This window comes from Microvirga sp. BF8 (assembly GCF_059888585.1).
Map to the genome: position 1 here is coordinate 4,361,560 of NZ_CM187619.1, position 15,870 is coordinate 4,377,429.

At 63.9% G+C, this 15,870-nt stretch carries 11 protein-coding genes; 5 read left to right on the forward strand and 6 right to left on the reverse strand.

Annotated features, from left to right (window positions below; all coding sequences use genetic code 11):
• Positions 1-7: 7 nt before the first annotated feature.
• From AC522E_RS20575 to AC522E_RS20595, 5 genes are all read right to left on the reverse strand, one after another.
• Entirely contained in the window at positions 8-496 is a 489-nt protein-coding gene (locus tag AC522E_RS20575) for a DUF2165 family protein (protein ID WP_500748083.1), read from the reverse strand.
• 29 nt (positions 497-525) lie between these two features.
• Positions 526-2,142, reverse strand: a complete 1,617-nt coding sequence (locus AC522E_RS20580; RefSeq protein WP_500748084.1) for a GMC family oxidoreductase — start codon at positions 2,140-2,142, stop codon at positions 526-528.
• A gap of 17 nt (positions 2,143-2,159) precedes the next feature.
• Complete coding sequence (locus AC522E_RS20585) at positions 2,160-2,588, reverse strand: sugar dehydrogenase complex small subunit (RefSeq protein ID WP_500748085.1); 429 nt, start codon at positions 2,586-2,588, stop codon at positions 2,160-2,162.
• A gap of 388 nt (positions 2,589-2,976) precedes the next feature.
• A complete protein-coding gene (gene ppa / locus AC522E_RS20590) occupies positions 2,977-3,510 on the reverse strand; it encodes an inorganic diphosphatase (protein ID WP_500750790.1) in 534 nt (177 codons plus the stop codon).
• 120 nt (positions 3,511-3,630) lie between these two features.
• Complete coding sequence (locus tag AC522E_RS20595) at positions 3,631-4,152, reverse strand: GNAT family N-acetyltransferase (RefSeq protein WP_500748086.1); 522 nt, start codon at positions 4,150-4,152, stop codon at positions 3,631-3,633.
• Positions 4,153-4,426: 274 nt separating this feature from the next.
• On the opposite strand from AC522E_RS20595, the gene AC522E_RS20600 reads away from it, so the two are divergent.
• Together AC522E_RS20600 and AC522E_RS20605 are read left to right on the forward strand one after the other, a co-directional pair.
• Positions 4,427-6,142, forward strand: coding sequence for a cadherin repeat domain-containing protein (locus tag AC522E_RS20600; RefSeq protein ID WP_500748087.1), 1,716 nt, complete (start codon positions 4,427-4,429; stop codon positions 6,140-6,142).
• 376 nt (positions 6,143-6,518) lie between these two features.
• Positions 6,519-10,637, forward strand: coding sequence for a calcium-binding protein (locus AC522E_RS20605; protein ID WP_500748088.1), 4,119 nt, complete (start codon positions 6,519-6,521; stop codon positions 10,635-10,637).
• Between the two features lie 74 nt (positions 10,638-10,711).
• Here AC522E_RS20605 and acnA read toward each other — a convergent pair whose 3' ends face one another.
• A complete protein-coding gene (gene acnA, locus AC522E_RS20610; RefSeq protein WP_500748089.1) occupies positions 10,712-13,417 on the reverse strand; it encodes an aconitate hydratase AcnA in 2,706 nt (901 codons plus the stop codon).
• A gap of 282 nt (positions 13,418-13,699) precedes the next feature.
• Between acnA and ccmA the strand changes: the two genes are divergently transcribed.
• The 3 genes from ccmA to AC522E_RS20625 all read left to right on the forward strand — a co-directional run bounded on the left by ccmA (position 13,700) and on the right by AC522E_RS20625 (position 15,869).
• Positions 13,700-14,344 carry a heme ABC exporter ATP-binding protein CcmA gene (gene ccmA, locus AC522E_RS20615; RefSeq protein ID WP_500748090.1) on the forward strand — a complete coding sequence of 215 codons (645 nt, stop codon included), beginning with the start codon at positions 13,700-13,702 and terminating at the stop codon, positions 14,342-14,344.
• Positions 14,341-15,009 (forward strand): heme exporter protein CcmB, encoded by a 669-nt coding sequence (ccmB, locus tag AC522E_RS20620; protein ID WP_500748091.1) that lies wholly within the window; start codon positions 14,341-14,343, stop codon positions 15,007-15,009. The genes ccmA and ccmB overlap by 4 nt, the downstream gene beginning before the upstream one ends.
• 119 nt (positions 15,010-15,128) lie before the next feature.
• A complete protein-coding gene (locus tag AC522E_RS20625) occupies positions 15,129-15,869 on the forward strand; it encodes a heme ABC transporter permease (protein ID WP_500748092.1) in 741 nt (246 codons plus the stop codon).
• The last annotated feature ends 1 nt before the right edge of the window (position 15,870 follow it).

Below are 15,870 nucleotides of genomic sequence, written 5' to 3' on the forward strand. Positions count from 1 at the left end.
CCGGCTCTCAATCCTCGTCTGGCAGAACCACATAGATCAGGACGGCGAGGATCGTCACCACGAACCGGAAGGCGGAGGGAACGCCGTTCCATTGCTGGGACATCCACATCCCGAACCACTCGCCGCCGATGGACATGAAGCCCACCTGCCAGACGAGGAATCCCATCGTCAGTCCTGCTACGGCGAATGCCTTCGAACGGCGGAACAGGACTGCATTCTGCCGGTGCGCGGCCAGCATCCTGTAGGCGCCGATCCAGCAAAGCAGCGCGGTCACGACCTCCGCCGCAATGATCAGCGCATAGGCGGCGTGATGAAGCGCGGGGCTGGAAATCGCCCTGTAGCGGATCGTCGTGTCCGGAAAGACCGTATCCATGTCGAGGACATGGTTCACGAAGGCGAGGTTGCTGCCGTAATCGGTGATGTTGCCGAAGCCGACCAGGGTCGCGAACAGCGCAATGGCCGCGACCATGACCGTTTTCGAGAGACGGACGATCATGTCCCAGGACTCCATGTTTCAGAAGGGCGTCAGGCCCCGATGGCTGCTTTGACGGATTCGACCGCGCGCAGACTCAATGCCGCGATCGTCAGCGTCGGATTGCCGGTGGCGGACGTCGGAAACACCGCCGATCCCAGAAGAAACAGGTTGGGATGGTCGTGACTGCGCAGGTCCCTGTCGACCACGGACGTGGCGGGATCGTCGCCCATGCGCGCCGTGCCGATGACATGGCCTGCCCCCTGGAAGTCCGGATCGTGCCGGATCTCGGTCGTGCCGAGCTTCGCGAAGATGTCCGCATGAAGCGCCCGCGCGGCGGCAAGTCCCGCTTTCGCATAGTCGTCGATGCGATAGGAGAGGCGGGGCAGCGGTACGCCATACATGTCCCGGTCCGTGGCATCGAGCGTCACGCGGTTCTCCGGGTCGGGCAACTGCTCGATGAGCGAGGCGAGGCGGACATGCCGGGAGGCGTGATCCTTCAATGCCGCATCGAGCGCCTTTCCGCGCAGGCCCTGCTTCACGAACATCGCCGGCAGCGTGATCGGCGCGCCGGTCGGCCAGGACCAGCCGTCATTGCCGATCTCGACGCGGATGGCGGAGCGCTCCGTACGGAAGGAGCCGTCCCGCAGATTCTCGATGCCGGAGGTCGACAGCGGACCGCGATAGGGCCAGACGGGCCGGTCCGCGAGGGCCCAGCTCAATTGCGAGGGATGATCCATCAGGTTGCGCCCGACCTGATCGGAGGAGTTCGCGACCCCGTTCGGCGACGCCTCGGAGCGCGAATGCAGCAGCAGGCGCGGCGTCTCGATGGCGTGGGCGGCGATCGCGAACACCTTTCCGACGGCACGGCCCTCGCTCCCGTCGGAGCGCTTGAACCGGATCGCCGCGACTTTCCGGTCGGGGCCGATCTCCACGAAGGTCGCGGTGGTGCGGTCGTAAAGGACCGCGCCCTTGGCCTCGGCGCGCGCCACGTGCACGGTTGCATCGTATTTCGCCTGGACCGGGCAGACGGGGATGCAGCTCGCGCTGCCGCAGCAGCCCGGCCTGCCGTCACGCTCCGTCGAATTGCGACCCTGGGGTGTCGGGCGAACCTCGTAGCCGCTGCCTTCGAGCGCCGTTGCGAACGCCTTGTCGAGATAGGTCTGCGGGATCGCATCCATCGGGAAGGGGCGCGAGCGCGGTGCTCCGAGACTTTCTGTGGAACGGCCGGAAACGCCGATCTCCTCCTCCGCCTGGCCGTAGAACGGTTCGATGTCCTGGTAGGAGATCGGCCAGTCGGCTCCGTGGCCGTAGAGGCTCTTCAGACGGAAATCGTTGGGGACGAGACGCACGCAGGTGCCCAGCCAATGCCACGTCGTGCCGCCGACCACCTTCAGATAGGTGCTCTTGAACATGTCCGGGCCGCTCTGCCGGTACCAATGGTCGCGATCGTCCGTGACCGGATGATCCGCCTCGGGAGTCGCCGGATAGGGACATTCCGGCACCTTGATCGGCGCATCCCAGAAGCGTTGCACCGCGTCCGCCCGGTCGACCTTCGCGCCGGCCTCGAGGATCGCGACCTTGAGACCGGCCTCAGCGATTTTTGCGGCGAGGAGGGCTCCCGCGACGCCGGACCCGACGACGATCACGTCGGCTTGAATATCGGCCATGTTGCTCCGCTCGCGGATCAGCCCTGCGGCGCCTCGGCCCAATAGCCGGTTTCGCCGCCGCAAGAGGCAAAGGGTTTCGTGAAGTCGAGTGCGTTCCAGACGAGCGCATCGGTGAAGGTCGCGACTGCCTCGCCGTGACCGGTGTCATAGACGCCCGAATACCAGGCCGTGACGAGATCCTCCACGGTGGAACCGGTGGGCATCGGATCGCGAAGGAGGGCGGCGAGGGCCGGTCCCAGGCCGGCCTGCGTGAGTCCGGCCAGAAGGATCCTGGCGGTTCCGGGATCGAGGTCGGAGACCGTCACCTGCATCAGCCGTGCCGACAATGCACGGAACTGGTCGAGGGTCAGGGCCTCCTCGGAGGCGGCGGCCAGGACGGATCCGCCCAATGCCGCGGCCGAGAGGCCTGCAAGGAGCAGGGTGCGTCGCGTCGGCATTCCGGTCATGGATCGACACCTCTTCTCTGGAAGGCGCCTTCGTGCAAACCAGATCGGCCTGGACGCAACGGCATGGCCGGAATTGTCTAGGACCTTGGTCCGCGCAGGGCAAGAAGAGCGAAGTAACTTCGCTCTCTCTTCTTCATAAGAAGGGTCATCTGTCGCGAAATTCTTAACGCCGACGTTCTTCACACGCGGCGTGGATCGCTCTCATGCTCCGAAAGGCCCGGTCGGGAGCGCTTCGCCCTCGGCGAGCGGATCGGCATGCCGCGGTCCCGGAACCTGCTACGTCTTCGACGCGCAGGGGGCGGCGGAGTCCTGCTGCAGTCCCGATCGCCAAAGAAAACGGCCGGAGAAATTCCGGCCGCTTCGGACTCGCGAGGATTGGACCGGAGGCTCAGCCCTTCTTCTTTGCCCGCTCGATGCCTTCATTGATCAGGCGGCGGGCATCGGCGGCATCGCCCCAGCGGATGATCTTCACCCACTTGCCGGGCTCCAGGTCCTTGTAGTGCTCGAAGAAGTGCTCGATCTGCTTGAGGGTGATCTCGGGCAGGTCCGTATAGGTCTCGATCCGATCATAACGCTGGGTCAGCGCATGGGACGGCACGGCGATGATCTTCTCGTCCTCGCCCGCATTGTCCTCCATGACCAGGACGCCGACCGGGCGCACGTTCATGACGGCGCCGGGAATGACCGCGCGGGTATTGGCGACCAGCACGTCGCAGGGGTCGCCATCTCCCGAGAGGGTATGAGGAATGAAACCGTAGTTCCCCGGATAGCGCATGGCCGTATAGAGGAAGCGATCCACGAAGAGGGCGCCGGATTCCTTCTCCATCTCATATTTGATGGGCTCGCCGCCGAGCGGCACCTCGATGATGACGTTCACGTCATCCGGCGGGTTCTTTCCAATCGGGATCGCATCCAGGCGCATCAAGCTTTTCTCCGGAAGGGGACTTTCACGTGGGACGCTTCCTAACCGGTGAGGACGTCAGCAACAAGGTGCCGGCGCATTTTTCATGGGCGGTCGGATTTTGGTCTTAGCTTTCCGCCGTCAGGAGAGTCGGCCCGCAGGAAAAAGAAACGCGATCTTGGCCAGCGGCACGCCGCCGATGCGCTCTTTCACCCGGGCCTGCGGCACGCCGCCGAGCGCCTCGTAGAACCCGCAGGCTCGCTCGTTGTCCGCCAGCGCCCAGACCGCGACCCGGTCCATGCCGCGGTCGTGGAGATCGTTGCGCACCGCCTGGAACAGGCGCCGCCCCAGCCCGACGCCCTGATATTCGGGCAGGAGATAGAACTCGTCAATCTCGCCCTCGGCGGGCAGGGACCGGTCGCGGCACCGCCCGTAGGAGATGTAGCCCGCAACGCCCTGCCCGAGATCGATCACCACCAGGGGCCGCCCGCGGCTCACCGTGGAGCGCCACCAGCGCGGTCCGCGCCGGGTCAGCATCTTCTCCAGCGCCACGCCTGGGATGATGCCACGGTAGGCCTCGCGCCACGCGGATTCGAACACGTGGGACAAAGCCTCGGCGTCGCTGGGCTTGGCGTGGCGGATGCTGACGAGAAGGTCGCTCATGGAACGGCTTCGTGGAAGGAACGCAGGGTCGAAGTCTCCGACCGGCAGGGTTAACGGTGGGTTAATAGCTCGTCGCCCTTTGGTCGCAGAAGCCTGGCCTTATAAGCGGAACCGGGTCGTGGGAGGACAGGCAAAACGCCGCAAGTCGATCGTGGCTCCATGCTGCCTCGCGAGGTCGAACGGCCGGGAATCGCGGGCCGCCGATGCGATAAGGTCTTGCGACAGCGAATGGCAGTCTCTAGAAGTTATAACATAACCTAATCGAGCGCGCGTCATGACCCTGATCACCACCAGCCTCTCCACCACTGCCGATTTCGACCACGCCTACAGCCTCTCCGACGGCGAGAGCGTCACGGTCGGTTCCGGCCTGACGATTTCCGCAGGCGGCGCAGGCGCCGCCGCCCTGCACGCATCCGGAGCCGGTTCCGTGACGCTCGGATCCGATGTCATGGTCGTCAGCGGCCTCTTCGATGGGATCTCATTCGGCGGCGCCGGTCGTGCGACCATCAACGCCGGCAGCACCGTGTCAGCCCACGGCTTCGGCATTCTCTTTGCGGGCAGCGGCAACTCCCTGCAGAATTTCGGCTCGATCGCCGGCGGAACCGCCGTCCGTGCGAACGGGCCGACTCAGATCTTCAACGAGGGGGCACTGACCGGCCTGAACGGACATGGCCTTCAGATCGAGGGCAGCGGCGTCTCCCTCTTCAATTTCGGAAGTATCGGCGGAAGTCAGGCTGCAATCCTTGTCGGCGCGGCTGCAGGCGTCGCCGCCATTACCAACAACGGCACCATCACGGGCGGAAGCCAGGGGGCCATCCGCGTCGCCGGTGCGACTGCCGTCATGTTCGGCAATCACGGCCATGTGATCGGGGACGTCAGTTTCGGCGACGGGAGCGACATCTACGACGGCCGGGGCGGGTTCGTCTCGGGTTCGGTGCTTCTCGGTGGCGGAGACGACCGCGGTTATGGTGGCGAAGCGCTGGAGATTTTCGAGGGCGGATCGGGCGAGGACACGATCGACGGCGGAGGCGGTAATGATACCGCGCTCTATTCGGGAAGCCGCGCCGACTATGTCGTATCTGCCGCCAACGGCGTGACGACGATCGCCGACAAAAGGGCTGATGCCGACGGCACCGATACCCTGACCAACGTGCGCTTCGCCAGGTTCCTCGGAGACAACTCGATCAGCGTCCTCGCCAACGCCGCCCCCGACGGCGTGAAACTGTCGGTCTCGGCAGTGTCGGAGACGGCTCTGGTGAACACGGCGGTGGCGAGCGTGTCGGCGCATGACGGCGACGGCGATACGCTCACCTTTGCGCTGTCCGATCCCTCGGGCGCCTTCCGCCTCGACGGATCCTCGCTCGTGCTCGCCCGGGCGCTCGACTACGAGACCGGTCCCCGCCACTACGGCCTCACCGTCACCGCCAGGGATGCCTTTGGAGGAAGCACCACGCAGGCCCTGTCGGTGACGGTGGGCAACGAGGTCGAGTTCAACCCGCTGACGCTGATCGGCACGGCCCTGGCCGATGGCCTGACGGGCGAGGCCGGCGCCGATGTGATCAAAGGCCTGGCAGGCAACGACACGCTCAAAGGCGAGGCCGGCAACGACAGGATCCATGGCGGGCTCGGCAACGACATGCTCTCCGGCGGTCTTGGCAAGGACGTGTTCGTGTTCGATGCCAAGCTGGCGAAGACCAACGCACTCAACAGGAAGCAGAACCTCGACAAGGTGCTCGACTTCAAGGTCGTCGACGACACGCTTCAGCTCGCCAAGGGCGTGTTTTCCAAGATCGCCAAGAAGGGCGTGCTCGCCAAAGGCGCATTCCACATCGGCACCAAGGCGCACGATGCCGACGACCGGATCGTCTACAACAACAAAAGCGGCGCGCTTTTCTACGATGCCGACGGCATCGGCACCAGGCAGGCGATCCAGATCGCCACGCTCTCGAAGAACCTCAAGATGACTGAGAAGGACTTCTTCATCGTCTGAACAGGTCGCGGCGACCGACGGGAAGGTCCCCCACGAAGGGTGGCGGTCAAGAGAAAGGCCGATGGTGAGGTGAATGCCCGGCAGAGGCGATGGGCCGTCGGCTCGTTCCCGGGGCGTGAGCCTGGCCCTGGAAGGACTTGGGCGTTGGCCGGGAGTGGCGATCAGGACGCAAGCAGCCAGGTCAAGACGTCAGAATGCGGGATGGTAATGAGGCCTTGAACACGATAAAAGCAACGCTATAAAGTCTCATAAAGCCAGTCTCAGGCCATCCAAGCCCTAGGGACGCCCGCCAGCAATGAAGTCTACCACCGCGTAAAACCATATCACAGCCGAGAAAACCCTAAATACTAAAATACATTTCCCGAGGAGCAAGAGAATGACCTTTCCGGATCACTGGAGCTTTACATTAACGATCGGGGACACGCATACCAATACTTTCATCCCGATCCTGAATACAGCTATCCTGCGTGACGGCTGGATCGTTTCGACGTGGCGGGATGCCACGACCAAGACTTACAAATGTCAAATCGTCAGCGCCGACGGCAGTCCATTCGGTCAGGCCTTCGACATCGGCGTTCCGGGAGAAGCCGCCAACGAATGCCCCTCCATCGTCGCCATGCCTAACGGGCAGTTCATCGTCGCCTATGTCAAGGAGACTCAGGGCAATCTCACCATCGTGCAGGAAACATGGGATGTCTTTGGTGGCAAGGCAGACTCCAACGCAATATTCACACGTCCGATAAAAGCCGGAATAAAACTCGACCCAGCTATTTGCGCATTCGAGGATGGGTCGTTCTACATAACCTATACGAGCCTGGATGCCCAACAGATCGCTAATGGCGTGAGTTACTTTAGGTACGCCAACGATTCTGCCAGTTACGGGAAGCTGGACTCTACCCTTCAAGCTGAGAGCTTAGGAAAAATTGCAGCGAGCACGGACCGGTTGGCGAATTTGGAGAGAAGCTCCCAGGATGGCTACCTGTATCTGAATCTCGCAAAGTCCGACGGAACCGAAATTTCACGCACAGCCGTCGCTCCAGTTTCAACTGTTGCAGGCGAATACGCAAATGTTGCCGCACTGAAGAACGGTAATTTTGCAGTTACATATTCCGAGGCCGTGTCTGGGGGTGTTGTATTAAAGTCAAGCATAATTTCGCCGCATGGAACTGTCCTGCAAACATTTGATCTCCATACGATAAGCAACGGGAACGGTTTCGGTTCAATTTCGATAACCGCTCTATCGGAGAGTGATTTTGCTTTTGCCGCAGTGGATTTGTACGGCATTTATGTTGGAATTTACAAAAATGGCGTTGCCAACGTGACGCATATAGATGCGGAATATCCCCAAAATGCTGTGATCAAGTCCCTGAACGACGGCCGTATCCTGGTGGAGTGGACCGAACAGAATGGTTTGAATTTCGGAATTCTCAAGGCCCAGATCTACGATCCGCGCACGGACGCCGTCGACTGGCATGGTGGGGATATCGGCCAGCAATATGCCGGCACGAAGTTCGCCGACGGGCTCCATGGCGGCAGCGGGAATGACACCCTGTTCGGCGGTGCCGGCAACGACGTGCTCGAAGGCGGCGGCGGCAGCGACCGTCTCGACGGTGGCGCCGATTGGGACGTTGCCTCCTACCTCAATACCCCGGCGAACCAGGGCGGCATCATCCTCAACATGACCACGGGCGAGACCGGCGGTGCGGCCACGGGCGACGTGCTGGTCAATATCGAGGTCGTGCAGGGCACGAACACGGACGATACCATCACGGGCCTGGACCGTGGGAACGGCCTGGGCGTCGCACTCTACGGCATGGGCGGCAAGGACACCCTGATCGGCAAGGGGGGCGGCGATCTTCTCTATGGCGGCGACGGGAACGACTGGCTCTCCGGCGGCGCCGGGGGCGATGTTCTCGACGGCGGCGCCGACTGGGACATGGTGTCCTATCATGGGATGGCAACTGGCATCGTCGTCGACATGACCACGAACCAGAACAGCGGCGCAGCGGCCGGCGATACACTGACCGATATCGAGGCGGTGCAGGGCACCGAATCCGCCGACATCATCACCAGCATCCATCGGGGCAACGGCATCGGTGCCGAGCTCTACGGTGAAGGCGGCGCCGACACCCTGATCGGAAAGGAAGGCGGGGACCGCCTGTTCGGCGGCGCCGGCGACGACTGGCTCGTTGGCGGCGCCGGCAACGATTTCCTGGACGGCGGCGCCGATCAAAACACCGCAGTGTTCACAGGGGCCCGGCAGGGATACCTCATCACCAAGAACGCGGATGGCACCTTTACCGTCTCGGGCCAGGACGGCACCGACACGTTGATGAATATCAATTACGCAAGGTTCGACGACCAGACCGTGCTTCTTGCGGACATGACCGCAAGCCAGAACCCCGACGTCCTGACCTTCACGGACGGGTCCAACTCCAAGGCTGTCGACGATGACGATGTCATGCCCGATCTGGGAATACTGAAGGCGCACGATCCGGACGATTCTGAGAACGCGCTGCTATTTTCCATCGATGCCAGTGATCAGAACCAGGGCAAGTTCCACATCCTCAACGGCAACGTCCTTGCCGTGGCTTCCGGCACCCTGGCGGCCGGCACCTACACCGTGAAGGTGAGGGTCTCCGACATTCAAGGCGGCGTCCTGGTCAAGGACTTCACCATCACGAGCACACACGCCAACGTGGCGCCTGTGGTCGATGGGGTGGAGGGCTGGGGCTCTGGCCATGCCGGTTCCGGCGCGGATGCGGGTAAGATCCTGGTCAACGAGGATATCGGGCCCTGGATTGTCGCCCGGATATCGGCGCACGACACCGACGGCGGCACGATCGGCTACGCACTGGCCAGCAACCCCAACGACATCTTCAGGATTGACCAATCCGGCTACATTGCAGTCAAGAATACTGCGGCGCTGCAGGTGGCGCAGGACACCGACTACACGCTGAAGGTGCTGGTCTCCGACGGGCAGGGCGGCACCACGACCCAGGATGTCGCCATCAAGGTGAAGGACGTCAATCGCGCGCCGGTTGTGGATTCTCTCTCCAGCTCCCAAGTCGATGAAGGCTCCGATATTTCAACGCCCATCGGCGTCTTCTCGGTCCATGATCCCGAGGACGGTCAGACAGGCCTCGTGTTCGAACTCAAGGATTCGGCGGGGAACCCGGCTGATGCCAACGGCCTGTTCGCGGTCGACGCTCTGGGGCGCCTCACCGTGGCCCAGAAGCTTCCGGAGGCGAATGGCGATCAGGCCTTCGGCATCACCCTGAAGGTCTCGGACAAGAACAAGGGTCCGGGTTCCGTGGCGTCCTACTATCAAGTCCAGATCACAGTGAAAGATGTGGTGGACGGCAATCATGCGCCGAACCAGCTCACGCTGAACAACGGCACGTTCCTCACGATCAATGAGAATGCCGCCTTCACCGGCACTCTGTCGGCACAGGACAGCGACGGCGACAAAGGACTGACCTGGACCTTCGACAACACGGTCGCGGGCCATGCCAACAACCGGTTCGAGATCGTTGACGGCGGCAACGGCACCAAACAGCTCAAGCTGAAGGCGCCCTTGGACTATGAAGAGCTGCAGTTCGATCGGAAATACGTCACGGTCTATCTCAAGGCGTCCGACGGAAAGGAAGGCGGCACCAGCGCCACCCAGGCCTTCAGGATCTACGTCGCCGATGTCAATGAGACGAACCATGCCCCTTCGGGGGTGGCGCTGTCGGGGGGCCGGTCCGCGGCGGAATATGCCGCGGCGGGGACGCTGATCGGCTCCCTCTCGGCCACCGACGCGGACGGCGATGCCCTGTCCTATGCGCTCACCGACAATGCCGGCGGCCGCTTCGTGCTCTCCGGCCACAACATCCTGGTCGCCGACGGCTTCCGCCTCGACTTCGAGCAGGCCCGCTCCCACGCCGTCACCGTCCAGGTCTCCGACGGCCATGGCGGGGTCGCGAGCCAGACCTTCGCGATCGGCGTCACCGACGTCGCCCGCGAGGTCACGGCGGGCACGGCCGGCCACGACGTGTTCAAGGCCGGCAAGTACAACGACAGGCTCGGCGGCGGGCTTGGCAACGACAAGCTGTGGGGCGGGCTGGGCAACGACCAGCTCACCGGCGGCAAGGGCAGGGACACCTTCGTGTTCGACACCAAGTTCCATAAGTCGAAGAACAAGGACCTGATCCGGGACTACTCGGTCAAGGACGACACGATCTGGCTCGACAATGCCCTGTTCAAGGCGAACAAGACGCTCTACGCCGCGATCAAGAAGGGCAGCGAGACCAAGCCGCTGAAGATGGCGTCGAAGTTCTTCAGTCTCGACCACGCCAAGGACAAGGACGACTTCTTCGTCTACGACAGCCACAAGCGGGTGCTGTACTACGATGCCGACGGCTCCGGATCCAAGGCCGGCATCGCCATCGCCAGCTTCACCAGCAACAAGGCCTTGAAGAACTTCACCTACAAGGAATTCTTCTTCGTCTGAGCGCATCGGCCAAGACTAAAATGCCCGCCCCTCGGCCGAGGGGCGGGCATTTTCGTTCAGGAGGCTGCGGGCCGTTACGCCGCGAGCTGGCGCAGCACGTATTGGAGAATGCCGCCGTTGCGGAAGTATTCCAGCTCGTCGAGCGTATCGATGCGGCAGACGAGCGGGACCTTCTTCACCGAGCCGTCCGCGGAGGTGACTTCCATCTCCATGCGCTGGCGCGGCTTCAGACCTTCCGCGAGGCCGCGGATGGTGATCGTCTCGTCGCCCTTCAGGCCGAGCGATGTCCACGATGTGTCGCCTTCGAAGACGAAGGGCGCCACACCCATGCCGACCAGGTTCGAGCGGTGGATGCGCTCGAAGCTCTCGGCGATGACGGCGCGCACGCCGAGCAGGTTCGTGCCCTTGGCCGCCCAGTCGCGGGACGAGCCGGTGCCGTATTCCTTGCCGGCGAGAACGATCAGCGGCACGCCTTCCTTCTGGTAGCGCATGGCGGCATCATAGATGAACATCCGCTCGCCGGAGGGCTGGTGGATGGTGTAGCCGCCCTCGACCACGTTGCCGGTCTCGTCCGTCACCATCTGGTTCTTGATGCGGATATTGGCGAAGGTGCCGCGCATCATCACCTCGTGATTGCCGCGCCGGGTGCCGTACTGGTTGAAGTCGGCCACCGCGACCTGATGCTCCTGCAGGTATTTTCCGGCAGGGGAGTTCACGCGGATATTGCCGGCGGGCGAGATGTGGTCGGTGGTGATCGAGTCCAGGAAGAGGCCGAGGATGCGGGCGTTCACGATATCCGTGACGGGCTTCGGCTCCTTCGTCATGCCCTCGAAATAGGGCGGGTTCTGGACATAGGTCGAGCCGATGTCCCACTCGAAGGTGAGGCCCGGCTCCACCGTGACCTTCTTCCAGTTGGCATCGCCCGTGAACACGTCCGCGTAGCGGGACTTGAAGAGTTCGCTCGTGATCGTGCGGTCGATGAACTCCTGCACCTCGGTCGAGGAGGGCCAGATGTCCTTGAGATAGACCGGCTGGCCGTCGGATCCGGTGCCGAGCGGCTCCGTCGTGAGGTCGACCAGCATCGAACCGGCAAGCGCATAGGCCACCACGAGGGGCGGGGAGGCGAGGTAGTTCGCCCGCACGTCCGGATTGACGCGGCCCTCGAAGTTGCGGTTGCCCGAGAGCACCGACACGGCGACGAGATCGTTGTCGTTGATCGCCTTCGAGACATTGTCCGGCAGCGGGCCGGAATTGCCGATGCAGGTCGTGCAGCCGAAGCCGACGAGGTTGAAGCCGAGCGCATCGAGGTCCTTCTGCAGGTCGGCCTTCTTGAAATATTCCTCGACGATCTGCGATCCGGGCGCCAGGGAGGTCTTCACCCATGGCTTGGTCTTGAGGCCCTTCCGCACCGCATTGCGGGCGAGGAGCCCGGCGCCGATCATCACGCTCGGGTTCGAGGTGTTGGTGCAGGAGGTGATCGCCGCGATCACCACGTCGCCGTGGCCGAGGTCGAAATTGGCGCCCTCGACCTTCACCCGCTTGCCGATCTCGGCAGCCTTGCGGAATTCCTTCTCCATCGCATGGCGGAACTCGACGTTGGATGTGTCGAGCGTCACGCGGTCCTGCGGACGTTTCGGACCGGCAAGCGAGGGCTGCACGTCGCTGAGGTCGAGTTCGAGGGTGTCGGTGAAGACCGGGTCCGGCGTCTCCGCCGTGCGCCACATGCCCTGTTCCTTGGCATAGGCCTCGACGAGGGCGATGCGCTCGTCCGTGCGGCTGGTGGTCCTGAGATAGTCGATCGCCCGCTGGTCGATCGGGAAGAAGCCGCAGGTCGCGCCGTATTCGGGGGCCATGTTGCCGATGGTGGCACGGTCGGCCACCGTCATGTCGGTGAGGCCGGGGCCGTAGAATTCCACGAACTTGCCGACCACGCCCTTCTTGCGCAGCATCTGCGTGACCGTGAGCACCAGGTCGGTGGCGGTGACGCCTTCCTTGAGCTTTCCGGTGAGCTTGAAGCCGATCACTTCCGGGATCAGCATGGAAATCGGCTGGCCGAGCATGGCGGCCTCCGCCTCGATGCCGCCGACGCCCCAGCCGAGAACCGCGAGGCCGTTCACCATGGTGGTGTGCGAATCGGTGCCGACGAGGGTATCGGGATAAGCGACTTCATTGCCACCGGCGACATCCTTGCGGGTCCACACGGTCTGCGACAGGAACTCGAGATTGACCTGGTGGCAGATGCCGGTGCCTGGGGGCACGACGGAGAAGTTCTCGAAGGCTGTCTGGCCCCATTTCAGGAAGCGGTAGCGCTCGCCGTTGCGCTGGTATTCCAGCTCGACGTTGCGGTCGAAGGCGCGCGGCGTACCGAACTCGTCGACGATCACCGAATGGTCGATGACGAGGTCGACGGGGACGAGGGGATTGATCTTGCGCGGGTCGCCGCCGAGGTTCTTCATGGCGTCGCGCATCGCGGCAAGGTCCACCACCGCCGGAACGCCGGTGAAGTCCTGCATCAGAACGCGGGCGGGACGATAGGCGATCTCGACCTCGGCCTTGCCCTTGTTGACGAGCCACTCGGCCACGGCCTGGATATCGGCCTTCTTGACGGTGCGGCCGTCCTCGTAGCGGAGCAGGTTCTCGAGCAGCACCTTCATGGAGAAGGGCAGTTTCGAGATTCCCTTCAGGCCGTTCTTCTCGGCCTCGGCGAGGGAGTAATAGGTATAGGACTTGTCGCCTACCGTCAGGGTCTGGCAGGCATTGAAGCTATTGGAGAGCGTCACGGCGAATCCTCGCGTGCATTTGGGTTACGAACAGGTTGTTCGGCCGAAAGCGCGATAAGCGCGCGCCGCTCCGGGGGTGCCCGGACAGGGGAAAAGCGCGCGAAGCGGGTTGGACGCCATGGCGCGCGGCGCAGCCGAGGGTGGTATAGATCATTTCCGACGACCCCGCTACACGGTTTAGAACCATTCTGGGGTGGATTCAGGGCATGATGCGGAAAAGTGGTGATCGGCTTTCGGGCGACACCGTGCTCCGCCTCGTGAGCGAGGGGCAGGGGCGGCGGTTTGCGTCTTCACGTTGAGAATTTGGTGTGCATCCGGGGAGAGCGGCGCATTTTCGAAGGCGTCTCCTTTGCCCTTCAGCCCGGCGACGCCCTCGTGGTCCTGGGGAGGAATGGGGCCGGGAAATCGTCCCTTCTCGATATCCTCTCCGGGAGGCTCGCGCCTGCGGACGGGACCATCACGCTGGGCGAGGCAGGCGACCGGACCTTGCCGGAATGTCTGCACTATGTCGGCCATCGCGATGCCCTGAAGGCGGCGCTGACAGCGGAGGAGAACCTCGCCTTTGCGCGCGACTTCCTCGGCTCCCCGGCCTTGCCTCCCGGCGAGGCCTTGGCCGTGCTGGGCCTCGCCCATGCGTCCCGCCTGCCGGTGGCCTATCTTTCAGCCGGGCAGCGCCGTCGGGTGGCGCTGGCCCGCCTTCTCGTGGCCCGGCGATCCCTCTGGCTCCTCGACGAGCCGACGGCGGCGCTCGATACGGCCTCGCAGGAGATCCTCCACGGGCTGATCGCGAATCACCGGGCCGAGGGCGGCATCGTCATCGCGACGACCCATCAGCCTCTCGCCCTGACCGAGGCGAAGGCGATCCGGATCGAGCGCGTGCGGCCAGGGGCGCCGGAGGACGGCCTCCTGCAGGAGGAGCGGCCATGATGCGCCCGTTCCGCGCCCTCCTGATTCGCGACCTGAAGCTCGCCGCCCGCGTCGGCGGTTCCGGGCTCATGGGCCTGGTCTTCTTCCTTTCCATCGTGACCCTGATCCCCTTCGCTCTCGGACCCGATCTCAATCTTCTCTCGCGAATCGGCCCGGCCATTCTCTGGATCGCCGCCCTGCTCGCCACCCTCATCGGGCTCGACCGCCTGTTCCAGGCGGACCAGGAGGACGGCTCCCTCGACCTCCTGCGCCTTTCGCCGACCCCCATCGAGATGGTGGTGCTGGCGAAGGTGACGGCCCACTGGCTCGTGACCGGCCTCCCCCTCGCCCTTGCCGCGCCCTTCTTCGGGCTCCTCGTGGCCCTGACGCCGGATGCGATGCTGGCCATGGTCGCGACGCTCCTCGTCGGCACGCCTGCCCTCACCTTCATCGGCGCGGTCGGAGCGGCGCTCACGGCCTCCCTGCGGCGGGGCGGGCTGATCCTCGCCATTCTCGTTCTGCCCTTCATGATCCCGACGCTGATCTTCGGGGTCTCCGCCGCCAATGCGGCGACGGGCGGCACGGTGCCCTTTGCCACGCCCTTCCTGATCCTGATCGCCCTGTCCCTGATCGCCGCGGTGGTCGGCACCATTGGCGCCGCCGCCGCCCTGCGATCGGGAGATTAGGGCATGACAGGGAAGACCCGCCTCAGAATGACGGAGCATCCCGGGCGCATCAGGACAAAGTTCCCGCTTGCGGCAATCCACGCGTTGCAGGCGCACGCGCGGGTCGCTACATCGGTCCCATGATCCGCGATCTCGCCAACCCGACCCGTTTCATGTCGTTCAGCGGCCTGCTGCTGCCCTGGGTGGCGGGCGCGGCGGCGCTGGTGCTGGGCCTCGGGCTCTACATGACGTGGTTCACCGCCCCTGCCGACTATCAGCAGGGCGAGACGGTCCGGATCATGTATCTGCACGTGCCGGCGGCGTGGCTGTCCCTGTTCTTCTACATGATCATGGCCGTCTCGGCGCTGGGCACCCTGGTCTGGCGCCATCCCCTCGCGGACGTCTCGCAGAAGGCGGCCGCGCCCATCGGCGCCGCCTTCACCTTCATCTGCCTCGTCACCGGGTCCCTCTGGGGCAAGCCCATGTGGGGCACCTACTGGCAATGGGACGCGCGGCTCACCTCCATGCTGGTGATGCTGCTGATCTATCTCGGAATCATGGCCCTGTGGCGCGCCATCGAGGAGCCCAACCGTGCCGCCCGGGCGGTGTCGATCCTCACCCTCGTCGGAGCGGTCAACGTGCCAATCGTGAAGTTCTCCGTCGATTGGTGGAACACCCTGCACCAGCCGGCCTCCGTGTTCCGCCTCGGCGGCCCGACGATCCATCCCTCGATGCTGATCCCGCTCCTGGTCATGGCCGTGGGATTCACCCTCCTCGGCGTGGCCTTGCATCTCTCCGGCATGCGCACCGAGATCCTGCGCCGCCGGGTTCGTACCCTCACCATTCTCGAGGCCGAGCGCCTCGATGCGCAGGCCGCCTGAC

What these genes read in the sequence shown, in the direction of transcription:
- AC522E_RS20575 (WP_500748083.1), bottom strand. Translation starts at nt 496, where the DNA reads ATGATCGTCCGTCTCTCGAAAACGGTCATGGTCGCGGCCATTGCGCTG.
- AC522E_RS20580 (WP_500748084.1), bottom strand. Translation starts at nt 2,142, where the DNA reads ATGGCCGATATTCAAGCCGACGTGATCGTCGTCGGGTCCGGCGTCGCG.
- AC522E_RS20585 (WP_500748085.1), bottom strand. Translation starts at nt 2,588, where the DNA reads ATGACCGGAATGCCGACGCGACGCACCCTGCTCCTTGCAGGCCTCTCG.
- ppa (WP_500750790.1), bottom strand. Translation starts at nt 3,510, where the DNA reads ATGCGCCTGGATGCGATCCCGATTGGAAAGAACCCGCCGGATGACGTG.
- AC522E_RS20595 (WP_500748086.1), bottom strand. Translation starts at nt 4,152, where the DNA reads ATGAGCGACCTTCTCGTCAGCATCCGCCACGCCAAGCCCAGCGACGCC.
- AC522E_RS20600 (WP_500748087.1), top strand. Translation starts at nt 4,427, where the DNA reads ATGACCCTGATCACCACCAGCCTCTCCACCACTGCCGATTTCGACCAC.
- AC522E_RS20605 (WP_500748088.1), top strand. Translation starts at nt 6,519, where the DNA reads ATGACCTTTCCGGATCACTGGAGCTTTACATTAACGATCGGGGACACG.
- ccmB (WP_500748091.1), top strand. Translation starts at nt 14,341, where the DNA reads ATGATGCGCCCGTTCCGCGCCCTCCTGATTCGCGACCTGAAGCTCGCC.
- AC522E_RS20625 (WP_500748092.1), top strand. Translation starts at nt 15,129, where the DNA reads ATGATCCGCGATCTCGCCAACCCGACCCGTTTCATGTCGTTCAGCGGC.